Annotated in this window: 20 protein-coding genes; 9 read left to right on the top strand and 11 right to left on the bottom strand. The window is 34.8% G+C overall.

Features of this window, described 5'->3' with window-relative positions; translation table 11 throughout:
- Positions 1-830: 830 nt before the first annotated feature.
- Together A9G03_RS00755 and A9G03_RS00760 are read left to right on the top strand one after the other, a co-directional pair.
- Positions 831-1,280, top strand: a complete 450-nt coding sequence (locus tag A9G03_RS00755; protein WP_218056819.1) for a LexA family protein — start codon at positions 831-833, stop codon at positions 1,278-1,280.
- The gene (locus A9G03_RS00760; protein ID WP_218837051.1) at positions 1,226-2,542 is read left to right on the top strand and encodes a Y-family DNA polymerase; all 1,317 of its coding nucleotides are present in this window, start codon (positions 1,226-1,228) and stop codon (positions 2,540-2,542) included. Before A9G03_RS00755 ends, A9G03_RS00760 begins: the two co-directional genes overlap by 55 nt.
- 537 nt (positions 2,543-3,079) lie before the next feature.
- On the opposite strand, the gene A9G03_RS00765 is transcribed toward A9G03_RS00760, so the two are convergent.
- The 4 genes from A9G03_RS00765 to A9G03_RS00780 form a co-directional block, all read right to left on the bottom strand.
- Positions 3,080-4,759, bottom strand: a complete 1,680-nt coding sequence (locus tag A9G03_RS00765) for a hypothetical protein (protein ID WP_065798133.1) — start codon at positions 4,757-4,759, stop codon at positions 3,080-3,082.
- A 268-nt stretch (positions 4,760-5,027) separates the two neighbouring features.
- On the bottom strand, positions 5,028-6,158 hold the full coding sequence (locus tag A9G03_RS00770; protein WP_065633588.1) for an ABC transporter permease: 1,131 nt from the start codon (positions 6,156-6,158) through the stop codon (positions 5,028-5,030).
- A 5-nt stretch (positions 6,159-6,163) separates the two neighbouring features.
- Positions 6,164-8,962 carry a ribosome-associated ATPase/putative transporter RbbA gene (gene rbbA / locus A9G03_RS00775; RefSeq protein WP_141671518.1) on the bottom strand — a complete coding sequence of 933 codons (2,799 nt, stop codon included), beginning with the start codon at positions 8,960-8,962 and terminating at the stop codon, positions 6,164-6,166.
- A 13-nt stretch (positions 8,963-8,975) separates the two neighbouring features.
- Positions 8,976-10,049 (bottom strand): HlyD family secretion protein, encoded by a 1,074-nt coding sequence (locus A9G03_RS00780; RefSeq protein WP_065633587.1) that lies wholly within the window; start codon positions 10,047-10,049, stop codon positions 8,976-8,978.
- Positions 10,050-10,583: 534 nt separating this feature from the next.
- On the opposite strand from A9G03_RS00780, the gene argE reads away from it, so the two are divergent.
- Positions 10,584-11,747 carry an acetylornithine deacetylase gene (argE, locus tag A9G03_RS00785; RefSeq protein WP_257006518.1) on the top strand — a complete coding sequence of 388 codons (1,164 nt, stop codon included), beginning with the start codon at positions 10,584-10,586 and terminating at the stop codon, positions 11,745-11,747.
- Between the two features lie 45 nt (positions 11,748-11,792).
- Here argE and A9G03_RS00790 read toward each other — a convergent pair whose 3' ends face one another.
- Positions 11,793-12,140 carry a winged helix-turn-helix transcriptional regulator gene (locus A9G03_RS00790; protein ID WP_065633585.1) on the bottom strand — a complete coding sequence of 116 codons (348 nt, stop codon included), beginning with the start codon at positions 12,138-12,140 and terminating at the stop codon, positions 11,793-11,795.
- Between the two features lie 107 nt (positions 12,141-12,247).
- On the opposite strand from A9G03_RS00790, the gene A9G03_RS00795 reads away from it, so the two are divergent.
- Entirely contained in the window at positions 12,248-12,808 is a 561-nt protein-coding gene (locus A9G03_RS00795) for an NAD(P)H-dependent oxidoreductase (RefSeq protein WP_065798135.1), read from the top strand.
- Between the two features lie 252 nt (positions 12,809-13,060).
- On the opposite strand, the gene rnz is transcribed toward A9G03_RS00795, so the two are convergent.
- From rnz to A9G03_RS00810, 3 genes are all read right to left on the bottom strand, one after another.
- Positions 13,061-13,978, bottom strand: a complete 918-nt coding sequence (gene rnz / locus A9G03_RS00800; protein ID WP_065798136.1) for a ribonuclease Z — start codon at positions 13,976-13,978, stop codon at positions 13,061-13,063.
- An 88-nt stretch (positions 13,979-14,066) separates the two neighbouring features.
- Complete coding sequence (locus A9G03_RS00805) at positions 14,067-14,537, bottom strand: hypothetical protein (RefSeq protein ID WP_082209365.1); 471 nt, start codon at positions 14,535-14,537, stop codon at positions 14,067-14,069.
- Positions 14,538-14,634: 97 nt separating this feature from the next.
- Positions 14,635-14,862, bottom strand: coding sequence for a YccJ family protein (locus A9G03_RS00810; RefSeq protein WP_065633582.1), 228 nt, complete (start codon positions 14,860-14,862; stop codon positions 14,635-14,637).
- Between the two features lie 75 nt (positions 14,863-14,937).
- On the opposite strand from A9G03_RS00810, the gene yaaA reads away from it, so the two are divergent.
- Both yaaA and A9G03_RS00820 read left to right on the top strand, forming a co-directional pair.
- Positions 14,938-15,708 (top strand): peroxide stress protein YaaA, encoded by a 771-nt coding sequence (yaaA, locus tag A9G03_RS00815; RefSeq protein WP_065798137.1) that lies wholly within the window; start codon positions 14,938-14,940, stop codon positions 15,706-15,708.
- 19 nt (positions 15,709-15,727) lie between these two features.
- Complete coding sequence (locus tag A9G03_RS00820) at positions 15,728-16,681, top strand: AEC family transporter (RefSeq protein WP_065798138.1); 954 nt, start codon at positions 15,728-15,730, stop codon at positions 16,679-16,681.
- 5 nt (positions 16,682-16,686) lie between these two features.
- On the opposite strand, the gene A9G03_RS00825 is transcribed toward A9G03_RS00820, so the two are convergent.
- Positions 16,687-17,544 (bottom strand): carboxylate/amino acid/amine transporter, encoded by an 858-nt coding sequence (locus tag A9G03_RS00825; RefSeq protein WP_065798139.1) that lies wholly within the window; start codon positions 17,542-17,544, stop codon positions 16,687-16,689.
- Positions 17,545-17,747: 203 nt separating this feature from the next.
- Here A9G03_RS00825 and A9G03_RS00830 point away from each other — a divergent pair, with 203 nt between their 5' ends.
- On the top strand, positions 17,748-19,385 hold the full coding sequence (locus A9G03_RS00830; protein WP_442903105.1) for an ABC-F family ATPase: 1,638 nt from the start codon (positions 17,748-17,750) through the stop codon (positions 19,383-19,385).
- 67 nt (positions 19,386-19,452) lie between these two features.
- On the opposite strand, the gene A9G03_RS00835 is transcribed toward A9G03_RS00830, so the two are convergent.
- The gene (locus A9G03_RS00835; protein WP_065798140.1) at positions 19,453-19,794 is read right to left on the bottom strand and encodes a YggL family protein; all 342 of its coding nucleotides are present in this window, start codon (positions 19,792-19,794) and stop codon (positions 19,453-19,455) included.
- Between the two features lie 26 nt (positions 19,795-19,820).
- Positions 19,821-21,125, bottom strand: coding sequence for an ATP-dependent RNA helicase RhlE (gene rhlE / locus A9G03_RS00840; RefSeq protein ID WP_082209366.1), 1,305 nt, complete (start codon positions 21,123-21,125; stop codon positions 19,821-19,823).
- Between the two features lie 235 nt (positions 21,126-21,360).
- Here rhlE and A9G03_RS00845 point away from each other — a divergent pair, with 235 nt between their 5' ends.
- Both A9G03_RS00845 and A9G03_RS00850 read left to right on the top strand, forming a co-directional pair.
- A complete protein-coding gene (locus A9G03_RS00845; protein WP_065798141.1) occupies positions 21,361-21,774 on the top strand; it encodes a hypothetical protein in 414 nt (137 codons plus the stop codon).
- 5 nt (positions 21,775-21,779) lie between these two features.
- Positions 21,780-22,142, top strand: a complete 363-nt coding sequence (locus A9G03_RS00850) for a hypothetical protein (protein ID WP_143425797.1) — start codon at positions 21,780-21,782, stop codon at positions 22,140-22,142.
- The last annotated feature ends 129 nt before the right edge of the window (positions 22,143-22,271 follow it).

The raw sequence follows: 22,271 nt of genomic DNA on the forward strand, positions 1-22,271 counted from the left end.
ATTTTTATAAACCAAATTAAATTAATTAGACAATAAAGCTGAACATACCTGATGTAAGCTCGGTATATTTATACAAGACATGGTTAACATTAAAATCCCCAGCATCTTTATTGGTCACACAATAACTTGGGCGCTATTATAGCTTATTCCGATCTACCTTGTGTTAAGCAAGCCCTAGTAAGATTCTTAAAAAAAGAAAAAACCATTAAAACTTAGTCCGATTTATGTCAAAGGAATTTTTTTAAATCAATATAAAATATAACGTTATTAAAATCAAAAAGATGAGTGTTAAATTATAGTAAAAATAAAATCTATATAAAAAGGCCTTAAAGTATAGCTTAAGTATAGATAATTGGTGTAAATGTTCAGTCGATAATAAATCAATTTATTTAATTGACTTATATCTATTTATTTATCATTAAGCGGGTTAGTTATTTTACAAAAAACCCGCAAGATAATCATCAAAAGGTAACAGTATTCATGACAATTATCTTTAAAATTAATTAACAATTAATCAATATAACGTAAATTATTTATTGGTCCGCAAAGATAAGGCACAAATTTGATAGGGAAATTATCGATTATTGGTTGTTTAAGTCAATTTAAATTAAGATCATTTAACCACCATTTTTTAATTTATTATATCGGCTAACCTAGCAGTAAACATGTTAATTTTTGGCTATTATTTAGTCCATTTCGATCTATTTACATTAGTTTTTATTGAATCCTCAAAAATAAACTGTATATTTATACAGTGAAATTCGTTTTTTATCACGAATTAAATAGATGTAATTCCGTTAGTATCGATAAATTATGTTAGGAGAGTATGCTTGCGTAAAGTTTCTATTATTGTGCTTGGCATGGTGGATGGTTCAGTAAAAAAACATTTACCTTTGGTTGATACGCCCGTCAGGGCGGGTTTTCCTTCTCCGGCGGATGATTATTTGGAAACTAAACTTGATCTTACCGATCACTTAGTTAAACATCCAAGCGCAACCTATTATATCAAAGCACAAGGCGATTCAATGATTAATTACGGCATTTATAGTGGTGATCTGCTAGTTGTAGATCGCTCTTTAATGCCGCAGATAGAAGATATTGTGGTCGCTGCTGTTGATGGTGAATTAACCTGTAAATGTTTAGGGCTTATTAATGGGCAACACCATTTATTGTCGGGCAATGAATTTTATCCGCCCATTTCGCTAGCGGGTAAAGAGGTACATATTTGGGGCGTAGTAATACATACGATTCACTCCTTGCGAAAGCGTGGCAACACATGATTGGTTTGATTGATTGTAATAACTTTTATGCTTCGTGTGAGCGAGTTTTTAACCCAAAACTAGAAAAAAGACCAATTGGTATTTTGTCCAATAATGATGGTTGTGTTATCGCTCGCTCAAATGAACTTAAGCCATTAGTACCAATGGGTATGCCCGCATATCGAATTGAACCCAAAATCCGTAAACACATTACTTTATTAAGCTCGAACTATGAACTTTATGGCGACATGAGCCAACGGGTTTTTAATACAGTCGGTCACTATACTGCCGATATTCAACCCTACTCCATTGATGAAGCCTTTATTCAATTAAATGGGTTTAGCGATGTGATAGCACATTGCCAAAATTTAAGAACAATTGTAAAACGAGATACAGGTATTCCTGTCAGCATTGGTATTGCAACAACCCACACTTTAGCAAAGTTAGCAAATCATATAGCGAAAAAACAGGCTAGATATCAGGGCGTCTACCACCTTCCTGACAAGCCTGTTTTATTGGATAAAATTTTAAAAATATTTCCAGTAGAAGAGATTTGGGGTGTGGGTAGACGTATTGCCCAAAAATTACAAGCATTAAATATTCATAGCGCATGGGATCTACGTCAAGCAAATTTAAAACAGATTAGACAACAATTTTCAGTCGTACTTGAACGTACAGCACTCGAGCTACAAGGTGTCAACTGCATTGAATTAGATGATCTCAACACGCCTAAACAAAACATCATGACATCGCGAAGTTTTGGACAACTAACTGGGGAATTATTTGATATACAAGAAGCCATTCGCATTCATGCCAGTCGAGGAGCTGAAAAACTAAGACAGCAAAACGCTATTGCTAATGCGGTGCTAGTCTTTTTGAAAACCAACCGCTTTCGTCAAGATTTAATGCAATATAATCCTTCAATTGTAGTCCCTTTATTAACACCAACTGATGATACAAGACTAATTATTCACACTGCACAAAAAGGGTTACAGGCTATTTATAGAAAAGGTTTTTTGTTTATGAAAGCGGGCGTAATGTTACTTGATTTAAAGGTAAAAGATAGCTTCTGTCAAACTGATTTATTTAGTTCTGAGCTTACGCCTAACTTACAACAAAAAAGTGATCAATTAATGAAAACAATCGATAACATTAATCAAAAAATGGGCAAAAATACCATTCAATTAGGGGGTAATAGAAAAACGGCACCTTGGCAAATTAAAAGGGAACTGCTCAGTAAACGTTACACTACGCGCTGGGATGAATTACCACTAGTTAAATAAACATAAAGTTTACATCATAATCAATTTATAACTTGAGTAACATATTAACTAAAATTCTCAATAAAATAATAAATAAATGGTTTACGTTTGCTTAAATTTTGTTGCTAAGAGATATAAAACACAGACTAGATAGTTAATTGCTTAATCAATCAGAACCGACCTTTTTAAAGGCTTTAGCGTCGAAAAATCAAATCACTGCAATTTGATGGTAAATTTATTTGATTGTAAATATTAAGATGCAGATGTTGTTAATAGAACAATTATTCAATTGTGTTATTCATATTTTGAAAGTCAATATTTCAAATCTAATTAAAATCGCATCTAATATTAATAATCCATACAGCTATGTAGCGATTTTTAAGTTTGTACACAAAATAGTCATTCCAATAAAAAGACTATATAGGTGTAAGTCTCTTGCTTTATACCTATATAGTAGCTAACTTGCAACTAATGAGGCATCTAAAAATACACCTAACTAACCATTACATAACTTAGCTCCTATAAAATAGGAACTAAGTATATAGTTTCACAATATTTTTATCGACAAATCGGTGTACATCCCTGTGCTAACTGTAATAAGTTATAACCTATGGCTCCTGTTTCAATATCAGTACTAAACATCATTTTGTCCATGTATACTTGATTAGTCCAAGTACAACCTGTTGAGGTATCAAAGTTACTATTAGGATAAGCTTTATATAACTCGCCCCACTCTCCAGCAAACGTACCATCAATATCTCTTGATAAACGTTCTTCGTTATTTTTAATCCATGCAGGTAAGGAACCTGTTCCATGTCCTGTGACAGCGTATTTAGCACTAGGTACATTGGTTAAATCTGTAACTGGATAGAAATAACTCGCTGCAACAGAGGCACTAATAACACCTAATCCATTTGGTTTTCCTGAACAAGCATTGGCAGCAGGAAATATATTATCGCCCGAGCTCATGGTATCTGACATTTTATACTGTGTACTCGGAAGTGGGCGAGCCCATTTACTCACTGTAAACGTATAGCTAAATGTTCTTTGTTCGAGCGGTGCACCAACTTTTGTTCTAGCGGTTAATGTTATGGTAAATGGAATAGTAGGACGATTGTCAGATCTAAGTGTAACAACCCCCTCACTCGTAATTGGCGCTAAAGATGGATTACTTGAAGAAAAACTATAATCAGTCTGTGCATTACTCATTTTGAGTGTGAAATTTGCGTAGTTGAATCCTGTTGTTGGAAATTTTTTTGATGCTGTAGGAGAGTAACCGCGATAAGGTTGAAAAACCGCTGGATTATAACCATTGGCAAATTTACAATTGGTTGAATTACATGTGTTATATTGATCTCGTCGTGAAGAGTCAAAAAATCTCAAACTACCTGGTTTAATATGGCAGATTTGTTGTTCATCAACTTTTATTGTATAGATTTTGCTGAAATTACCATAGTCATTAATATAGGGAATGCCATATTTTGTTTGAACGCTAATATTATTAGAACTAATGGTTAAAGTATAAGGGCTTAGACATGAATCCATAATGCTATTTAATTGATCTGCGGTCACTGTTTTAGTCGTACCATCATAATCTTTATAACTCCAAATAGCTGTCAGCTTTCCCAAGACGGGTGGTTTTTCATTAACATCTTTTATTGATGTAAATTCATCACCATCGATATCACCATAATGTAATCCTTCTATGGTAGAAATATTTTTTGCCACCCCGTCAGCAATGACTTTCGTTTCGACCTGATTAAATTTAGTATTGGCCGATACCCAAAGTATTTCATTTGATTTTGAGGGCGTGATATTAATAACGCCTTGTTTAGTTATCGGTGCTTTGAAACTAAACAAATCATCTAAATCTAGATAGGGTTTATTACCTTGAATTATTTGTACCGTTTTTGAAGTTAGCGCATAACTTAACTGACTAAACATTAATGTCATGACTAACAGTAAAAATACCTTAAAACATAATTTAATTTTGTGACAAAAGTGATGGACAATGAGACGATAAAGTAAGTGTATTAATTTTTGATCAAGATTTTTAAGAAAAGAATAAAATAATTTACAACAATAGCCTTTTTCAATTACAGACTGTTTGTTATACAACAAATGTATGCCTGCTGCCTGCTGCCTGCTGCCTGCTGCCTGCTGCCTGCTGCCTGCTGCCTGCTGCCTGCTGCCTGCTGCCTGCTGCCTGCTGCCTGCTTTACCACTATATAATACCATAAAAAACACCCTTACACAAGTTAAATCCATAGATAATACATTAATTTATTTGAAGAAATTAATGTATTAATAAATACGAGCTGGACTAGCTATTTTTTTAAAATAGCATAACAGTAATAAAAAGATGAAACACAATTTGGTAAAGAAAGTTTAATTGCATTTGTGTATTTTAATAATAGTAAATTATTGAATAAGCACAATTTGAAATGCTAAAGTAATCAATTAGTTTATGTTATTAACCCCAGAAACTGGGGTATAAAATATGTAATTACGATCCCATATTGACAATTGATTTTCGAAAACGCTTGAGGGAGATGATAAAAAACACACTACCAATAGCTAATAACCACGCAAAAGAAGTCCACACCACACTTAGACCAGCCCCACGATATAATATAGCTTGTCCTAACTCAACAAAATGAGTAGTTGGCGCAATCATCATAATATTTTGAACAATCTCTGGCATGCTTTCTCGAGGAGTGCTTCCACCTGATAACATTTGTAATGGTAACAAAATTAAAATAAGCAACATCGCAAATTGAGCTGTTGATTTTGCTACTGTTGCCATGAAGATACCAAGTGACGTTGTCACAAATAAATGTAAAGCAGCACCAATAAGAAATAAGCTGATTGAACCTGCTATAGGTACACTTAACCAACTATGTACAACCAATAATAAAGCGACCCAAGTTGAAACCAGCACAACTAATCCCATTGACCAAATTTTAGAAAGCATAATTTCAAATGGTGTGACGGGCATGGAAAGAAGATGATCAATTGTGCCATGTTCCCTTTCTCGCATTAAAGCTGCACCCGTTAGAATAATAGATAACGTTGTGACTATATTAATAATTTCCATAACTGAGCCAAACCATGATCGGGTTAAGTTTGGGTTAAAAGCGGTATGCACTTGAATGTTAACGGGTAGATTTGTCGCCTTACTATAACGATTCACATATTCAGTTATTTCACCTGTAATAATTTGAGTTATATAACCGTTACCAACAAAAGCTTGTCCCATTCGTGTTGCATCAATATTGAGTTGAATTTCTGGATTTTGGTTATTGAGTACATCTCGTTGAAAATTAGGCGGAATATTTAATGCAAAGGTATAATTATCCGTATCCATACCTCGATCCACATCCTGCATGGAATATAATTTAACAGGTTGATTAAACATAGGTGGATAAAACGCCGCAGTAATTTGTCTGGACAAAGGCGAATCATCTTCGTCAACAATTGCAATTGACGCATGATGTAAGGAATCAGAAGTTGCAGTTGCTGCAATATAAATATCAAAGGTAAAACAGTAGGCTATTAATAAGAGCATAATAGGATCGCGTAATAATCCCCATAACTCTTTTATACCTAAACGATAAATATTAATTAATGTTTGCATAATATCTACCCCTCCTGCTTTTTAAGCAGAAAAATACTTGCACCAAGCACTATTGGAATGGTAATTAATAAAGCCAAAATTGAGTTATGCAAATCAACAAAATTTAATGCTTTATTGAATATCCCACGCGCAATAATTAACATATGCGTTGTAGGGTAAACCTCACCAATATAACGACCACTACCTTCTAACGAGGCGACGGGATTTAACAATCCAGAAAACTGTATAGCCGGTAGCATGGTTCCTACACAAGTTAAGAAGATAACGGCAATTTGACTGCGTGTTATGGTTGATGCTAACAAACCAAATCCTGTAGAAATAATACAATAAGCAAAAGCAGCTAAGCATAGAGTAAACAAACTACCTTTAATTGGCACCCCAAATATTGTAATTGCCATAATTAATAGTAATAGAAAGCTAAACATAGAAATAATAATATAAGGAACTTGTTTACCTAATAAGAACTCAGCCCGTGTTACCGGCGTAACATATAAATTAATAATTGAGCCCATCTCTTTTTCACGAACGACAGATAATGCCGCCAACATAGAAGGAATCATTAGCAATAAAATTGGAATGACGGCTGGTACCATCGATGGTAAGCTTTTAATATCTGGATTATAGCGATACCGGGTTTCAATATTGGCCAAGCTAGATGATTGTGAACTAGAGCTTTCTTTGTTTTTTTCACTTAACCAAGCAAGATGCATACCTTGAACATAGCCTTTAATGGTATCAGCTCGCATTGGCATAGCACCATCAATCCATATAGCAATATCAACCGGATCACCACGTTGAACATCTCGACCAAAATTTGGCGGGATTTCAATAGCAAGTGCTATCTTATTACTACGCAATCTTGCATCCATATCATTATAGTCAGTTAAAGGAGGCTGTTCTATAAAATAGCGTTTAGATCCTGACAAATTAAGCGTGTAATTTTGACTTAGCTCACTCTGATCACGATCTAATACAGCAAAACGTAAATCCTCAACATCCATCGTTATCCCATATCCCATTACCAGCATTAGGATTGCTGAACCTAATAAGGCTAATAATGCGCGAAGTGGATCGCGTGATAATTCCAAAGTTTCACGCCATAAGCAACCAATCATGCGAGTAAAGCTGAAGCCTCGAAGGTGATGCTCTTTTTTAGCACGATCTTGATCATTGGTAATCGTTTTAGCATTCGTTACAGAATTTTCATCGGCATGACTATCATCAGCACCTGCTTCAACTAAATAATCAATAAAGGCTTCTTCTAAAGTTTTAGCTTTTTTGGACGCAATAATATTATCTGGCGTGTCACTTGCTAATACTTTACCTGCATGCATTAACGATATTCTATCGCACCTTGCCGCTTCGTTCATAAAATGGGTAGTAATAAAGACAGTAACTTTATCTTGCCTTGATAATTCAATAATCAAACGCCAAAAGTCATCACGCGCTATAGGATCGACACCTGAAGTAGGTTCATCAAGAATAAGAATTTCAGGATTATGCACAACAGCAACAGAGAGCGATAATCGCTGTTTAACGCCTAAAGGTAAACTATCAGGTAAGCTTTGTCTATGTTGTTCAAGTCCAAAACGTTTAACTAATTGTTCAACGCGTTCTGGTATTTTGCTTTCTGCGATACCAAATAGGCGAGCGTGCAACACAAGATTCTGTTCAACCGTCAATTCACTATACAATGAAAAAGCTTGTGACATATAACCTAAGTGCCGCCTGACATTAATATCACTGGCATCAACAGGCTTACCAAACAACCAAGCCTGCCCTGACGAAATCGGTAATAAACCAGTAAGCATTTTCATGGTTGTTGATTTACCACAACCATTGGATCCTAAAAAGCCAAAAATTTCACCTTGTTTAATCGAAAAATTAACATGATCAACAGCTATAAAATCACCAAATTGTTTAGTTAAATCTTTCGCTTCTATCGCTATTTGTAAATCTTTTGAAAGATCTAATGGTGGAATTTCGACGGGTTGATAACCTTGTTTTGCATCATCAGGCATTAACTGGATGAAAGCGTCATCTAAATTATCTTTCCCTGTTTGGTTCAATAGCGATTGAGGCGTTCCAGTTTCAAGGATTTTACCGCCATACATAGCAACTAACCAATCAAAATTTTGTGCTTCATCCATGTAGGCAGTCGCAACAATGACACTCATTTGTGGTCTTTGCGAACGAATTTTGTTAATCAGTTGCCAAAATTGAGCACGAGAAAGCGGATCAACCCCTGTGGTAGGCTCATCAAGAATTAATAAATCAGGATCATGAATTAAAGCAGAACATAAACTGACTTTTTGTTTCATCCCTCCGGATAGACGACCAGCAGGTCTGGATAAAAATGGATAAAGCCCTGTGCTATGCGTTAATTCATCAATGCGACGTCGCCGCTCAGCTGCATCATTACCAAAAAGCCGAGCAAAAAATTGTAAATTTTCTTCTACTGATAACGTTGGATATAAATTTTTCCCTAAGCCTTGAGGCATGTAAGCAATACGGGTACAAACTTTATTACGATGTGATTTATCGTGCATATCACCATCTAAAACATACACCAACCCTTCTTGAATAACATGTGCGCCAGCAATGAGTGACAATAAACTTGATTTACCTACCCCATCAGGTCCAATCAATCCTACCATGCACCTTGGTGGAATTTGTAAACTAACATTATTCAAAGCACAGGTTTTTTTATAATGCAACGTCACATTTGACACGGTTACCACTGCGTCGTCTATCGATTTAACATTATGAGCGATAGATAAATCTTTATTGTCGGATTCTGACATGAGCTATCTCCAATTATTTAGTTGGACATTTAGCAACATCAGATAACTTAGCTGGCCACGGAGTTTTAGGATCAATCCGTACCCAAGCAACGCCAGGCACACCTGTTTTAACTTGAGTTAGATAACATTGTAATAATTCTGGGCTTAGTTGAGCTTTAACCCTGAACATTAATTTTTGACGTTCATCTTTGGTTTCAACAGTTTTAGGGGTAAATTGCGCCACACTAGAGACAAATGAAACTTTAGCCGAAATAGCAACATCTGGAAGCGCATCTAAGACTAATCTAACTTCATCACCAATGGCAACTTTTCCAGCTATGGTTTCGGGTAAAAAGAAGGTTAAGTAAACATCGGATAAATTAACCAAATTCAAAACCTTTCCACCAGCAGACAATACTTCACTAACTTGTGCTATACGATATTGAATTCTACCATCAACAGGGGCGGTTAATGTACTATCATCTATATCTGCTTGAATTTTTGTAATATTAGCACTAGCAACATTAATTGCTGAATGAGAACTATCCACACCAGCTTGAGCAACTTCAATGGCTGCATCAGCAGCTGTCACTTGCGATTTTGCAGAATCTAACGCCGCTTTTGCGCTATTCACTTTTGCAGTATCGTCATCAAATTGTTGGATAGATAATGCCCCTTTTTGGTAAAGGGCTGTGGTTCGTTGTAAATGTTTTTGAGCAATGTCGAGATCACTTTCCCGTTGATTTACGTCAGCTTGAGCAGCGACTTTATCACTCATTTTTAGAGAGACTTGGGCTTTGGAGCTCGCTTCATTACTTATTGCCTGTCGATATTGAGCTTGTGCCTCGTTCAATTGAGCTTGCAAGGTATTGGTTTGCATGATAACTAATGGTTGACCTGCTTTAACAAAATCACCTTCATTAACGTTAATTTTCTCGATTCTGCCAGCAAGCTTTGTTGAAATATTAATTTCTGTCGCCTCTATACGACCATTGCCACTTACAAAATCCGGACCAAATCCATCAGTTTTTAATTGTTGCCACAAGATACCACCACCAATAACAACAACGACAACAATAAGACCCCATTTCTTACTTATTTGTTTCATGACCTACATCCCATTTTAAACTGATTATTTATATTATAAATTTCATAACTTTATTGTGTATTTATATGCATAAGCATCGACATTGATTAAATAATATCAGATGTTTTTTATAAATAAAATCAACTATAAAAACAAAGGCAGTAAAAGCTAAAAAAATTTAATTTAAAACATTAAGGAGTTTAAAAAAACATGATTAATCATAAGGTAAAGTGTATTTCAATTCAGAAAGCTCATTAATCAATTATTGGTAGATTTACTATCTTGGATAAAAAAGTTTTAATTGTCTACGCTATAGATTTATCTGATTTAATTCAAATAAGGTATCAATGCGGTATCTACAAATTAACTATTTTTGTATTAAAAGCACGTTATCGTGCCATAACATCTAATATTATCTGACTAAAACATTATAAAATTGAAATTCATCTTATAAAATAATTAATGAAACCATTTAGTTATATATAGGAAAATGATAATGTAAGTGGTATGCTTGCTAGAACGATTATTCGATATTAAGATTTTTTTCACAAGGTGATTTTTATGGCTCTTCCCTATTTTTTAACACTTTATAACGAACTTATTTCGACTCCAACCATTAGTAATGTAACCAATGCTAAATTAGATTACTCCAATAAACCACTCATAGATAAATTAGCTAATTGGTTTGAAGAGCTTGGATTTACTATCGAAATTCAAGCTGTCCCAAATACGCGTCATAAGTTTAATATGCTCGCAACGTATTCAAATAGTAACAATAAAACTCAAGGTGGCTTATTATTAAGTGGGCATAGTGATACTGTACCATTTGACGATGGTCAATGGACAAAAGATCCGTTCAAATTAACTGAAGAAAATAATAAGTTATATGGACTTGGTACCGCTGATATGAAAGGTTTTTTTGCTTTTATTCTCGATGCTTTGCGAGATATCGATCTAAAAAAACTCACTAAACCAATCTATGTTCTTGCTACTGCCGATGAAGAAACGTCAATGGCTGGCGCCTCATTTTTTGCCAAACAAACACAATTACAACCGGATTGCACAATTATTGGCGAACCCACATCATTGATTCCTATCCGAGCACACAAAGGCTTTTTATCCAATTCAATTAAAGTTATTGGTAAGTCTGGACACTCAAGCGATCCGGACAAAGGCATTAATGCAATTGAAGTGATGCATCTAGCTATTGAACGTCTATTAATCCTTAAACAAAAATTCAAAGAACAATATCATAATGATGGCTTTAGTGTGCCCTATCCTACCTTGAATTTAGGTGTGATTCATGGCGGTGATGCGGCTAATCGCATTTGTGGTTGTTGTGAATTAATTATTGATATTCGGGTATTACCAGATAATGATGTTGACACATTATATAATGCGCTATGTGAAGCATTACAACCCGTAATGGATAAATATCCCAATAGGCTTTCAATTGAATACGAAGTTGCGCCAATTCCGGGGTATGAATGTAAAAAAGATCATCCTGCATTACAACATATTGAACAGCTAGTTGGTCACACCGCTCAAACGGTTAATTACAGCACTGAAGCGCCTTATTTAAATCAAATTGCGCCAACCATTGTTTTAGGACCTGGCTCTATTGAACAAGCTCACCAACCTGACGAATTTATTTCAATGGACTTTATAAAACCAACAAAAGTAACGATTGAAAATTTGATTAAAGATTTTTGCCTTTAATTAGATAAATACGCCGACACCGTCGGCGAATAAAGTTACCTTGAATTATGCTAATTTGTCATTTTTATGGTTATTTCCCCATTGACAAAGCATATCTAAAATCGGCACCAAAGACTTACCTCGATCTAATAGCCCATATTCCACTTTAGGGGGAATTTGTGGATACTCTTTTCTAAAAATCAATTTATCTTTTTCCATCTCTTTCAAAGTGTTACTTAGTGTTTTAAACGAAATGTTATTGATACTCCGTTTAAGTTCATTAAATCGCATTGATGGTTGATTTTCGTTTAACCAATAAAGAATAACAATCTTGTACTTACCTCGAATCATTGAGAGTGTGTAATTAAATCCACTATTCTCAAAATGATCTTCGGCACAATGATGATTTTCCATGTTTACACTCTCCCTAACGATAGTACATAACTGTAATTACCGTACTTTAAAAATAATGGTATCAAGACTATTATGGCTCAATTATAAATAGATAAGAGATATTTACAATGAAACAGACTTTAGTGATTATTGCGCATCCAGATTTAGCCTCTTCAAATGTTAACCGATGCTGGTTTAATAAATTAAATCAATATCATGATCAAATAACCCTACATGATCTTTACTCACACTATCCCTCACGTAAAATAGATCCGAGTTTTGAACAAAACTTAATTGAAAATCATCAAAACTTAGTTATTCAATTTCCAATATATTGGTTTAATTGTCCACCATTATTAAAACAGTGGCTCGATGAGGTTATGACTTATGGTTGGGCCTTTGGCTCTTCGGGAAATAAATTAAAAAATAAAAAAGTAGGATTAGCGGTTTCGGCGGGTATAAAAGAAGCTGACTACTGCGAATCGGGACAGTATAAATATACACTCGAGCAGATTCTAAAACCATTTGAGTTAACAATGAATTATGTTCAAGCTGATTATCAGCCCCTTTTTGCGATTTATGGCGCAAATAATGAGCCAGACTACCCAGATAAAATTACACAAAACGATATCGAAAAAAGTGCCGATAATTATGTAATTTGGATGAAAAAATTAGGGATGCTAATTTAAATTATTTAATTAAAGTACATTAATGCCTATCATTAAATAAAGCTATTAACGGTTAGAAGTATAACTTAAATTACCAGCAGTGGAGCGAATTTCTCATTGAAAATGGTACATATGGTTTTATTTTTAACAGAAAAATGAAACGCCATAGACACCTAAATATTATTTAAAAATATCTATGGTTTTTAGATCTAATTACCCTTTATTACCAATTTGATTCAGTAGCAAACAACACAACAATACCGTTAAACCTGATTAAACTTGGAAAGTGGCAAAATCAGTCGCGATCTCACTATTCGCAAATACTGTTTTCGCTTCATCCACTAATTTTTGATTATCTTTTGCGTTATAACGTGGACTAATATGCGTTATGATTAGGCGTTTAGCATTAGCTTGTTTTGCAATTGTGGCGGCATGAACAGTAGTTGAATGCCCTCGCTCAAGGGCTTTCTCACTTAAGGCATCTTCCTGTGTTGCTTCATGCACAAGTAGATCAACATCGTTAGCCAATTCAACTGACGCATCACAAGGTATTGTATCGCCTAAAATAGCTAGTTTTTTACCTTTTTTAATATGCCCTTGATAATCACGCCCATTAATTACACGTCCATCTTCAAGTGTGACGGTTTTTCCTTCTTTCAAGGCTGAGTAAAGCGAACCAATATGAATCCCATCTTGCTGTAATTTATCTATATCTAACGTTGCAGGTAGATCTTTTTGGATTATTCGATAACCAAAACACGGTACACGATGTTGTAATAATTTAGCTTCAACACAAAACTGATTATCGTCAAAAACAGTGCCATCCGCTTCTAATTCGATAATATTAAGTGGATAAGTTAACCAAGATTGACTGACTTCAATCACTGTCTCAATAAATCGTTTAATCCCTTTTGGGGCAATTAAAGTTAAAGGTGATTGATTTTGCATCAAAGAACGACTGGTTAACACACCCGGTAAGCCAAACAGATGATCACCATGCAGGTGGGTTAAAAAAATCACCTCCAATTTAGCCAAGCTAAATTTAGCTTTTTGCATCTGCATTTGTGTGGCTTCACCACAATCAAAAAGCCAAAGTCGCCCTCGTTCTTGCCTAACATCTAGCATAATACTACTAACATTACGTTCAGCCGTTGGTGAGCCGGCACTGGTGCCTAAAAAGGTTATATTCATAAAATCTATCTATTATTTTTGTTTTTGCACTCAATATAAGAATAGCTCAACTGTTGGCTATTGAACTATTTATTATAGTAACCTTGGTTTATTTATTTTTTAAATTCAAATCAGAAAGTTCATGACCAAGTTGATCAGCTTGGCGATAATTAAGTTTGCTTACACAAGTTAAACGCCGCATTTCAAGTGCATTAGTTATTGCACCACCGCCTAAAGATTTGAAATATTGGCAATGTACGTCACGATAATGAGCAAACGCTTCGTTAGATAGAGTCAATTTGCGTTTAGCTAAAAGGATAAACTGCTCATCGTCATCCCATTTTGAAAGTAAATTAAAAGCGTTTTGTTCAGCTTGCTGTAAGGCAAGTTGGCTTTGTTTAGCCTGTTTTTGTAAACACACTAATCTATCTGATTGTGAAAAAGCCTCACACTCGTCAAGCTGGGCTATCATTTTATCGGCCAAGTCAGTAGTTGTAGAGGCAAAGATACCAAAGGATGATAAATTCAATGTTAACAATACAATTAACGTAACTATTCTCATTTTTTGATTATTTATCATCACATACCTAACATATTGTTAATATCTGATAATGAAGGTATAACATCAATTGATTTATGCAATCTTATTGATGAATAACGATGTAGATGATGAGATACTAAATATTTTTTCGCTCAATAGTCTGTTCACCCCAAAATAGCTTGTCTGCTTTAGTTTTAGAAAAAGCAAGTTTTAAAACCTCATCACTCCCTTCTGACCAAATTTGTTCAGCTAACTTTTCATCGTGATTGGCTAATTCAAAAATAGCTTCTGCAATTTCAATTGAAGTTTCTCGAACACTAGCCCACGCACGAATTTCATGTATATCTTTTTTAATTAAATTCATCTTATTGCTCCTTCTTTGATAAGATTATGTGTAAAATAAACCTAAATCAGACAAAATTCAATAGGTGATGAATATATGCTTACAGTTATATCCCCTGCAAAAACACTTGATTATCAAAGTCCACTTATTACCAAACAAAATACTTTACCGCAATTTTTACATCAATCAGAAAAGCTCATTGAGGATTGTAAAAAATTGAACGTTGAAGATTTGTCTAAATTGATGGCTATAAGTTCTAACTTAGCTGAAGTTAATTATGAACGTTTTCAAAATTGGCATAGTGATTTTAATCTTGAAAATGCAAGGCAAGCTATTTTGGCATTCAAAGGCGATGTTTACGAAGGGCTTCATGTTCAGGATTTTAATGATAAAGACTTACAATTTGCTCAGTCTCATCTAAGAATTTTGTCGGGACTGTACGGCATCTTAAGGCCGCTTGATTTAATTCAACCTTACCGCCTCGAAATGGGAGTTCGCTTAAAAAATGGTGAAAATACCAATCTTTATCAATTTTGGGGTGAACAATTAACTGATAGCCTAAATAAAGAATTAGCTAAAACACCAAAACCAACGTTACTCAACTTAGCATCAAATGAATATTTTAAAGCTATCAAACCAAAACAATTAAAGGCGACAATTATTCAACCCGTTTTTCTAGATAAAAGCAAAGATGAATATAAAGTGATCAGCTTTTATGCTAAAAAAGCACGTGGATTAATGAGTCGCTTTATTATAAAAAATAGCATTGATAACAGCGAGGATATTAAAAATTTTAATTTGGAAGGCTATCAGTTTGATGCCAAACGTTCAACTGAATTAGAATGGTACTTCACGCGAAAGCATTAACTTAATGTAGAATTATCAAATGGAATTCCTTTTTACCTTATGGTTACAATTTTTAGCAACATTGCCTTTATTTGTTTTAATTTTATTGGGTTACTTGGCCATTAAAATAGGTAAATGGCAAAAAACAGTGACTGATAGCTTAACCAAATTTACATTTTATATAGCGTTTCCAATTATGCTATTTCAGATTATGAGTCATTTTTCTGAGCACTCGCATATTGATATTAAGCTATTATTAGTCTTTTTTGGTGGTACATTTATAGTGTTTGCTATTGGTTGCGTTATTGCATCTAAATTATTTAAATTAAATGGCAGTGAAAGTACGATGTTTGCAATGGGCGGCATTTACACAAATACAGTTTTTGTCGGCATTCCCATTATTAAAATGTTGTTAGGCGATAGTGCTATCCCAATTGTTGCCATCATTGTTATATTTAATGCATTAATTTTATGGACATTGGCTAGTGTATCTATTGAATTTGTCCAAATAGGTAAACTATCGTGTAAGAGCATATTGCAAGCGTTTAAAAAAGTATCAAAAAACCCTATCATTATTGGCATTTTTTTTGGTCTTATTGTAAATTACTCTGGAATTCCTTTGCCAAAATTTATTAACCAATCAAGCCAAATGGTTAGCGATATGACTGCACCACTTTCGCTAATTGTATTAGGAATGGGGCTTGCCGAATATAAGCTCCGCGATAATCTTTTGGTTACAACAGCAATTTGTGCATTAAAATTAGTGGTGTTACCCACTATTACCTATATTTTAGGTAAACTCATTGGGCTGCCAACTTTAGAATTACAAGTCGTTGTGCTATTAAGTTCTGTGTCGCTTGCCATCAATTGTTATATGATGGCAAGGCAATTTGCTGTATTACAAGGTCCAATAGCTTCAAGTTTATTGATATCAACGGCATTATCATCCGTGACAACACCGCTAATTCTATCAATAATGTTACAGCTTACTTAGAAAAATTAATTTGCCTCTAGTTTTTTGAATTTATGATGCAAGATCAAGGCAAAAACAATAACAGCACTACCAAGCAAAAATCGGCCCCAATCAATCGATTGATGCCAAATAACAACATTTACTAAAATACCTGTTGGTATAACAACATTATTCATAATGGCTAGGGTGCCAGAATCGACTTTTGTCGCACCATAATTCCATAAAAAATAACATAATCCCGATGCCACAACCCCAAGCCAAATAATTATCTCCCATTGTAATTGGGTAGTGGGTAGTTTTTCGGGATTGCCAAATAAAAACCAGCCAATACTCGCAACTATAATCGCGCCTAAATAGACCCATGCAAAAGCGTGATGTTGAGGCAGTGGATAGAGTTCCATGATTCGTTTATAACCAACCTGCCCTAATGCAAACACGATATTCGCGCCTTGAATCAATAAAAATCCAATAATAAATTGACTACTAATGTGATCATAACGAATTATTGCTGCACCAATAACAGCAATAACAGCCGTTAATAAATACGACAGTCTTAACCGATGGCGCTGCAATAAATCATAAATAATTGTGACATAAATAGGGGTAGTAATAGTAAAGAGTAATACTTCTGGGACTGAAATATATTGGAAAGAATTATAATAAAAAAAATACATAACTCCTAATTGACATGCGCCAACCCCCATTAACGATACCATCTGTTTCGGCAAAATATTTTTGATACGAAAAAAAGGGATAAAAGTAACAAATGCTAAAAGTACACGCATTACCACAGCAAACCAAGTGTCCACTTGTCCACTTAAATAAATACCAATAAAACTGAAAGAAAATGACCAGACAATCGTCACAATAATAAGATATAGCATAATTAATCTAAAGTTATAATGATGAGGCAGGCATGGTATCAATCCGCGCTTTGAATGTAAACAAAATTTAAACCCTAACGTTTACCATTATTAATCACATGAACAACCAATAATAGGTAGATATAAAACACTAAACAATAATCCTCAATAACGATTAATTATGGCATAATGTGCACCAAATTATATTTTGGCTATTTTACAACATGACTTTGAGCAAAATAGCCTTAACAATTCGAGAGTATAAATCAGTGTTAAGTACAAATAACATCACAATGCAATTTGGCAGTAAACCTTTATTTGAAAATATTTCTGTTAAATTTGGTAATGGTAATCGCTATGGTCTTATTGGTGCCAATGGCAGTGGTAAATCGACTTTTATGAAGATTATTGGTGGTGATTTAGTCCCAACATCAGGCAATGTTGCTTTAGATCCACATGAAAGACTAGGTAAATTGCGTCAAGATCAGTTCGCGTTTGAAACATTCACGGTTCTTGATACTGTCATTATGGGACATACTGAACTGTGGCAAATTAAACAAGAGCGTGATCGCATCTACGCTTTACCCGAAATGAGTGAAGAAGATGGTTTTAAAGTTGCCGATTTAGAAACGCAGTATGCCGAAATGGATGGTTACAGTGCTGAAGCTCGCGCAGGTGAATTATTATTGGGTGTTGGTATTCCTATTGAACAACATTATGGATTAATGAGTGAGATAGCGCCAGGTTGGAAGTTAAGAGTCCTTTTAGCGCAAGCACTGTTTTCTAATCCGGATATTTTGTTACTAGATGAACCGACCAATAACCTTGATATTGACACTATCCGTTGGTTAGAAGATACCCTTAATGAACGTGAAAGTACCATGATTATTATTTCGCATGATCGTCATTTTCTCAATATGGTTTGTACCCATATGGCCGATATGGATTATGGTGAATTGCGCATCTATCCGGGTAATTACGATGATTATATGACGGCATCAACACAAGCCCGAGAGCGTTTATTAGCCGATAATGCCAAAAAGAAAGCACAAATTAATGAATTACAATCGTTTGTTAGTCGCTTTAGTGCTAACGCATCAAAATCAAAACAAGCGACATCACGCGCAAAGCAAATTGAAAAAATTAAATTAGAAGAAGTTAAAGCTTCTAGTCGGCAAAATCCATTTATCCGTTTTGAGCAAGATAAAAAATTATTCCGTAATGCGCTTGTTGTTGAAAATCTCACCAAAGGATTTGATAACGGACCACTATTTAAAAATCTTAATTTAATGGTTGAGGTCGGTGAGAAAGTGGCTATTTTGGGGACTAATGGTATTGGTAAATCAACCTTACTTAAAACGTTAATGGGCGAACTGACACCCGAATCAGGTGATATTAAGTGGTCAGAAAATGCCAATATTGGTTATTATGCTCAAGATCATGAATACGAATTTGATGAAGATCTAACTGTATTTGACTGGATGAGTCAATGGAAACAACCAACCGATGATGAACAAGCTGTTCGAAGTATTTTAGGGCGTTTACTATTTTCACAAGATGATATAAAGAAGCAAGTTAAAGTATTATCTGGTGGTGAAAAAGGCCGAATGCTGTTTGGTAAATTAATGATGCAACGCCCAAATATCATTGTCATGGATGAACCAACCAATCATCTTGATATGGAATCGATTGAATCGTTAAATATGGCATTAGAGCTTTATCAAGGAACGCTATTTTTTGTGTCGCATGACCGTGAATTTGTTAGTTCTTTAGCAACTCGTATTGTTGAAATCACACCAGAAAAAGTGATTGATTATACCGGTAATTATGAAGATTACTTGCGTAGCCAAGGAATTGAGTAACGTTAAAATAACCATCCATAAAAATAGCCACAATAGTGGCTATTTTATAATTTATCGAATGAAGTAATTAAAAATCTAGTTCATCCCACCAAATATCAATCAATTCACTAGTTTTGATATTTTTTAAACCATGGTTTTCAAGCCATTTAGTGACAACGTCACGATTTTCTTCGGTACAATTACCCAATTTTTGCGTACAAATGATACCTTGCCAACTTAAATATCCACTCCCTTCGTAGGCTAAACCATTTGCTTGTATCGCTTCAATGATAAATTGATCGACAACATTATCGATGGTTTCTTCACTCGTCCCTTCATCAAAAGACCAACTAACGGTAAAACCTAACTCTTTAAACTCTTCAATATGTAATTTTTTTCTTAAACGACGACTGCGATTAACTTTAGCCATAATAATATCCTTCTACTTTAGAAAATTTAGTGAGTTTTAGAATATGTATGATGGCTAGATTGCGTCATACTATTCTGATTATTTTTTGAAGTTCGCGTGTGATTAACGCGTCTTCTTTTTGCCGGCGCCTGTTTTGCTGTCACTTTTTTTACGGGTTCGGCTTTAATTCGAGGATCGACTTCGAATCCTTGAGTAAAAATTTCTGGAATTGTTTTTTTAATCAATTTCTCAATTGATTTTAATTGAGCAAGCTCATCAATACAAACTAATGATATCGCCTGCCCCTGATTTTGGGCACGTCCCGTTCTACCAATACGATGCACATAATCTTCTGCCACTTGTGGTAATTCATAATTGACTACATAAGGCAATAATTCAATATCTAAACCTCTGGCCGCGATATCGGTAGCAACGAGTGCTCGTATTTGTCCCGACTTAAAGTCCGCTAAGGCTTTGGTTCTTGCTCCTTGACTTTTGTTACCATGAATTGCTGAAGCTTTAATGCCATCTTTAGTTAGCTGTTCGGCAAGATGATTAGCGCCATATTTTGTTCGCGTAAAAATTAATACCTGTTGCCATTGGTTTTTACCAATCAAATAAGAAAGGAGTTCACGTTTACGGCGTTTATCAACTCGATGAATATATTGAGTAATTTGCTCAGATGCACTATTTGTTTTGGCTACAGCGATCGATTCGGGTGAATTTAAAATTGTATTAGCTAATGATTTAATTTCATCCGAAAATGTCGCTGAAAAAAGTAAGTTTTGGCGCTTTTTAGGTAACTTTGCGATCACTCGACGGATATCATGAATAAAGCCCATATCAAGCATACGGTCAGCTTCGTCAAGGACTAATATTTTAACGGTTGCAAGGTCAACTGCATTTTGCTGAACTAAATCTAATAACCGACCAGGTGTTGCAATTAAGATATCCACCCCACCTCGAAGTTTCATCATTTGTGGATTGATACTTACCCCACCAAACACCACTAATGACCGAACAGCTAAATAGCGACTATAGTCACGAATATTTTCCCCAATTTGCGCAGCAAGTTCACGAGTTGGTGCTAAAATCAATGCATATAAAGGACGTTTGCCCCTTTTAGGTTCAGAGCGATTATTTGTTTTTGCTTGCTGTTCGACTAATTTTTGCAAAATCGGTAAGCCAAAACCTGCCGTCTTACCCGTACCAGTTTGAGCACTGGCCATTAAATCTTTACCTGACAATATTACCGGAATAGCTTGTTGTTGGATGGGCGTCGGATCGGTATAGTTCTGTTCTTCGATAGCTTTTAAAATCTTGGCATCTAAGCCAAGAGAGTCAAATGACATGAAAGGATTCCTAAATAAACGTTAAAAAATGAATTATTCACCTGCATTATAAAGCAATTCAATATTAAATGTTTGATTATTTAACAAGGCATTAAGCAAAACCTAACACCCTTTAGTTATCACAGCTTATATAGTGAACAATTCTGTTTTTTCTCAATTGAAATTAGATAGATAAATAAAAACGAGTTAGAACTAACCCTTTTTTATTCAATAAAATATTCTTATAGCGGTCATTTTGGTATGGTGTTTTCATTTCGATATTCAAGGCGTGGCTTTTGCTACGTTACGTGCGCAAGTGATTTGTATGTTATTAGGGGTCTGGTTTATTGGTCGCTATTTACCCCAATCACAACAAAAGACTGATTTGAAATCAATTTTATCATGGCAATCATTAAAAGGGGTAATTTTGGTTAATACCAATTTAATGATTCGAACTATTTGCCTGTTGGTGGTTACCAATCATTTTATTTCAATTGGTTCAAGTTTTAGTACTAACGTGTTAGCAGCCAATGCGGTATTGTTTCAAATTCATTATTTAATGGCATACTTATTTGATGGATTTGCCAATACATCAAGTGTGTTTAGCGGTAAGGCTAAAGGTACAAAAATCTGGCGTTATACCAACAAACGTTGCGTTGGTCATTGCTAGCCTGTGTGATTTATCCAGCATTCTTAATTGCCATTTGGTTTGCTTTTGATACCACTATTATCAAGTTACTCACCAATCAAAACGATATCATTAATCTTTGTCTACAATATCATTATTGGTTAGTTATCTTTCCGATTGTTGTTGCGGGCGGGTTGATCTATTACGCTGTGTTTTCAGGTATTAGTTATACGTCTTCTATTCGTGATTCCATGATTCTTGCCCTTTTACTTTGGTTGATTGCTCAATCTATTTTTGTGCCAATTTGGGGAAATAATGGTTTGTGGTTTTCCTATATTTTGTTCAGTTTAGGGCGCACTTTATTTTTGGTGATTTGGATTAATCGATCGAAACAATATCTTTTACAGTAATTTAATCAAACAAGCAGCAAATGGATTCTATTGGCTGCCTACAGGAAAATACCGTTACTTACTTCACCTTCAGCAATCGAATTCCCATTTCAATCCATCTCTTATATAATTACCCGCATTTTTGAGACA

Origin of the sequence: Gilliamella sp. wkB171 (assembly GCF_001693755.1) — a bacterium.
Taxonomy (GTDB): Bacteria; Pseudomonadota; Gammaproteobacteria; order Enterobacterales; family Orbaceae; genus Gilliamella; species Gilliamella apicola_F.

Bases quoted from the DNA above. Each gene is read 5' to 3' on its own strand.
- A9G03_RS00765 (WP_065798133.1), bottom strand. From the start codon at position 4,759: ATGGTATTATATAGTGGTAAAGCAGGCAGCAGGCAGCAGGCAGCAGGC.
- A9G03_RS00770 (WP_065633588.1), bottom strand. From the start codon at position 6,158: ATGCAAACATTAATTAATATTTATCGTTTAGGTATAAAAGAGTTATGG.
- rbbA (WP_141671518.1), bottom strand. From the start codon at position 8,962: ATGTCAGAATCCGACAATAAAGATTTATCTATCGCTCATAATGTTAAA.
- A9G03_RS00780 (WP_065633587.1), bottom strand. From the start codon at position 10,049: ATGAAACAAATAAGTAAGAAATGGGGTCTTATTGTTGTCGTTGTTGTT.
- A9G03_RS00790 (WP_065633585.1), bottom strand. From the start codon at position 12,140: ATGGAAAATCATCATTGTGCCGAAGATCATTTTGAGAATAGTGGATTT.
- A9G03_RS00795 (WP_065798135.1), top strand. From the start codon at position 12,248: ATGAAACAGACTTTAGTGATTATTGCGCATCCAGATTTAGCCTCTTCA.
- rnz (WP_065798136.1), bottom strand. From the start codon at position 13,978: ATGAATATAACCTTTTTAGGCACCAGTGCCGGCTCACCAACGGCTGAA.
- A9G03_RS00805 (WP_082209365.1), bottom strand. From the start codon at position 14,537: ATGATAAATAATCAAAAAATGAGAATAGTTACGTTAATTGTATTGTTA.
- A9G03_RS00810 (WP_065633582.1), bottom strand. From the start codon at position 14,862: ATGAATTTAATTAAAAAAGATATACATGAAATTCGTGCGTGGGCTAGT.
- yaaA (WP_065798137.1), top strand. From the start codon at position 14,938: ATGCTTACAGTTATATCCCCTGCAAAAACACTTGATTATCAAAGTCCA.
- A9G03_RS00820 (WP_065798138.1), top strand. From the start codon at position 15,728: ATGGAATTCCTTTTTACCTTATGGTTACAATTTTTAGCAACATTGCCT.
- A9G03_RS00825 (WP_065798139.1), bottom strand. From the start codon at position 17,544: ATGCTATATCTTATTATTGTGACGATTGTCTGGTCATTTTCTTTCAGT.
- A9G03_RS00830 (WP_442903105.1), top strand. From the start codon at position 17,748: ATGACTTTGAGCAAAATAGCCTTAACAATTCGAGAGTATAAATCAGTG.
- A9G03_RS00835 (WP_065798140.1), bottom strand. From the start codon at position 19,794: ATGGCTAAAGTTAATCGCAGTCGTCGTTTAAGAAAAAAATTACATATT.
- rhlE (WP_082209366.1), bottom strand. From the start codon at position 21,125: ATGTCATTTGACTCTCTTGGCTTAGATGCCAAGATTTTAAAAGCTATC.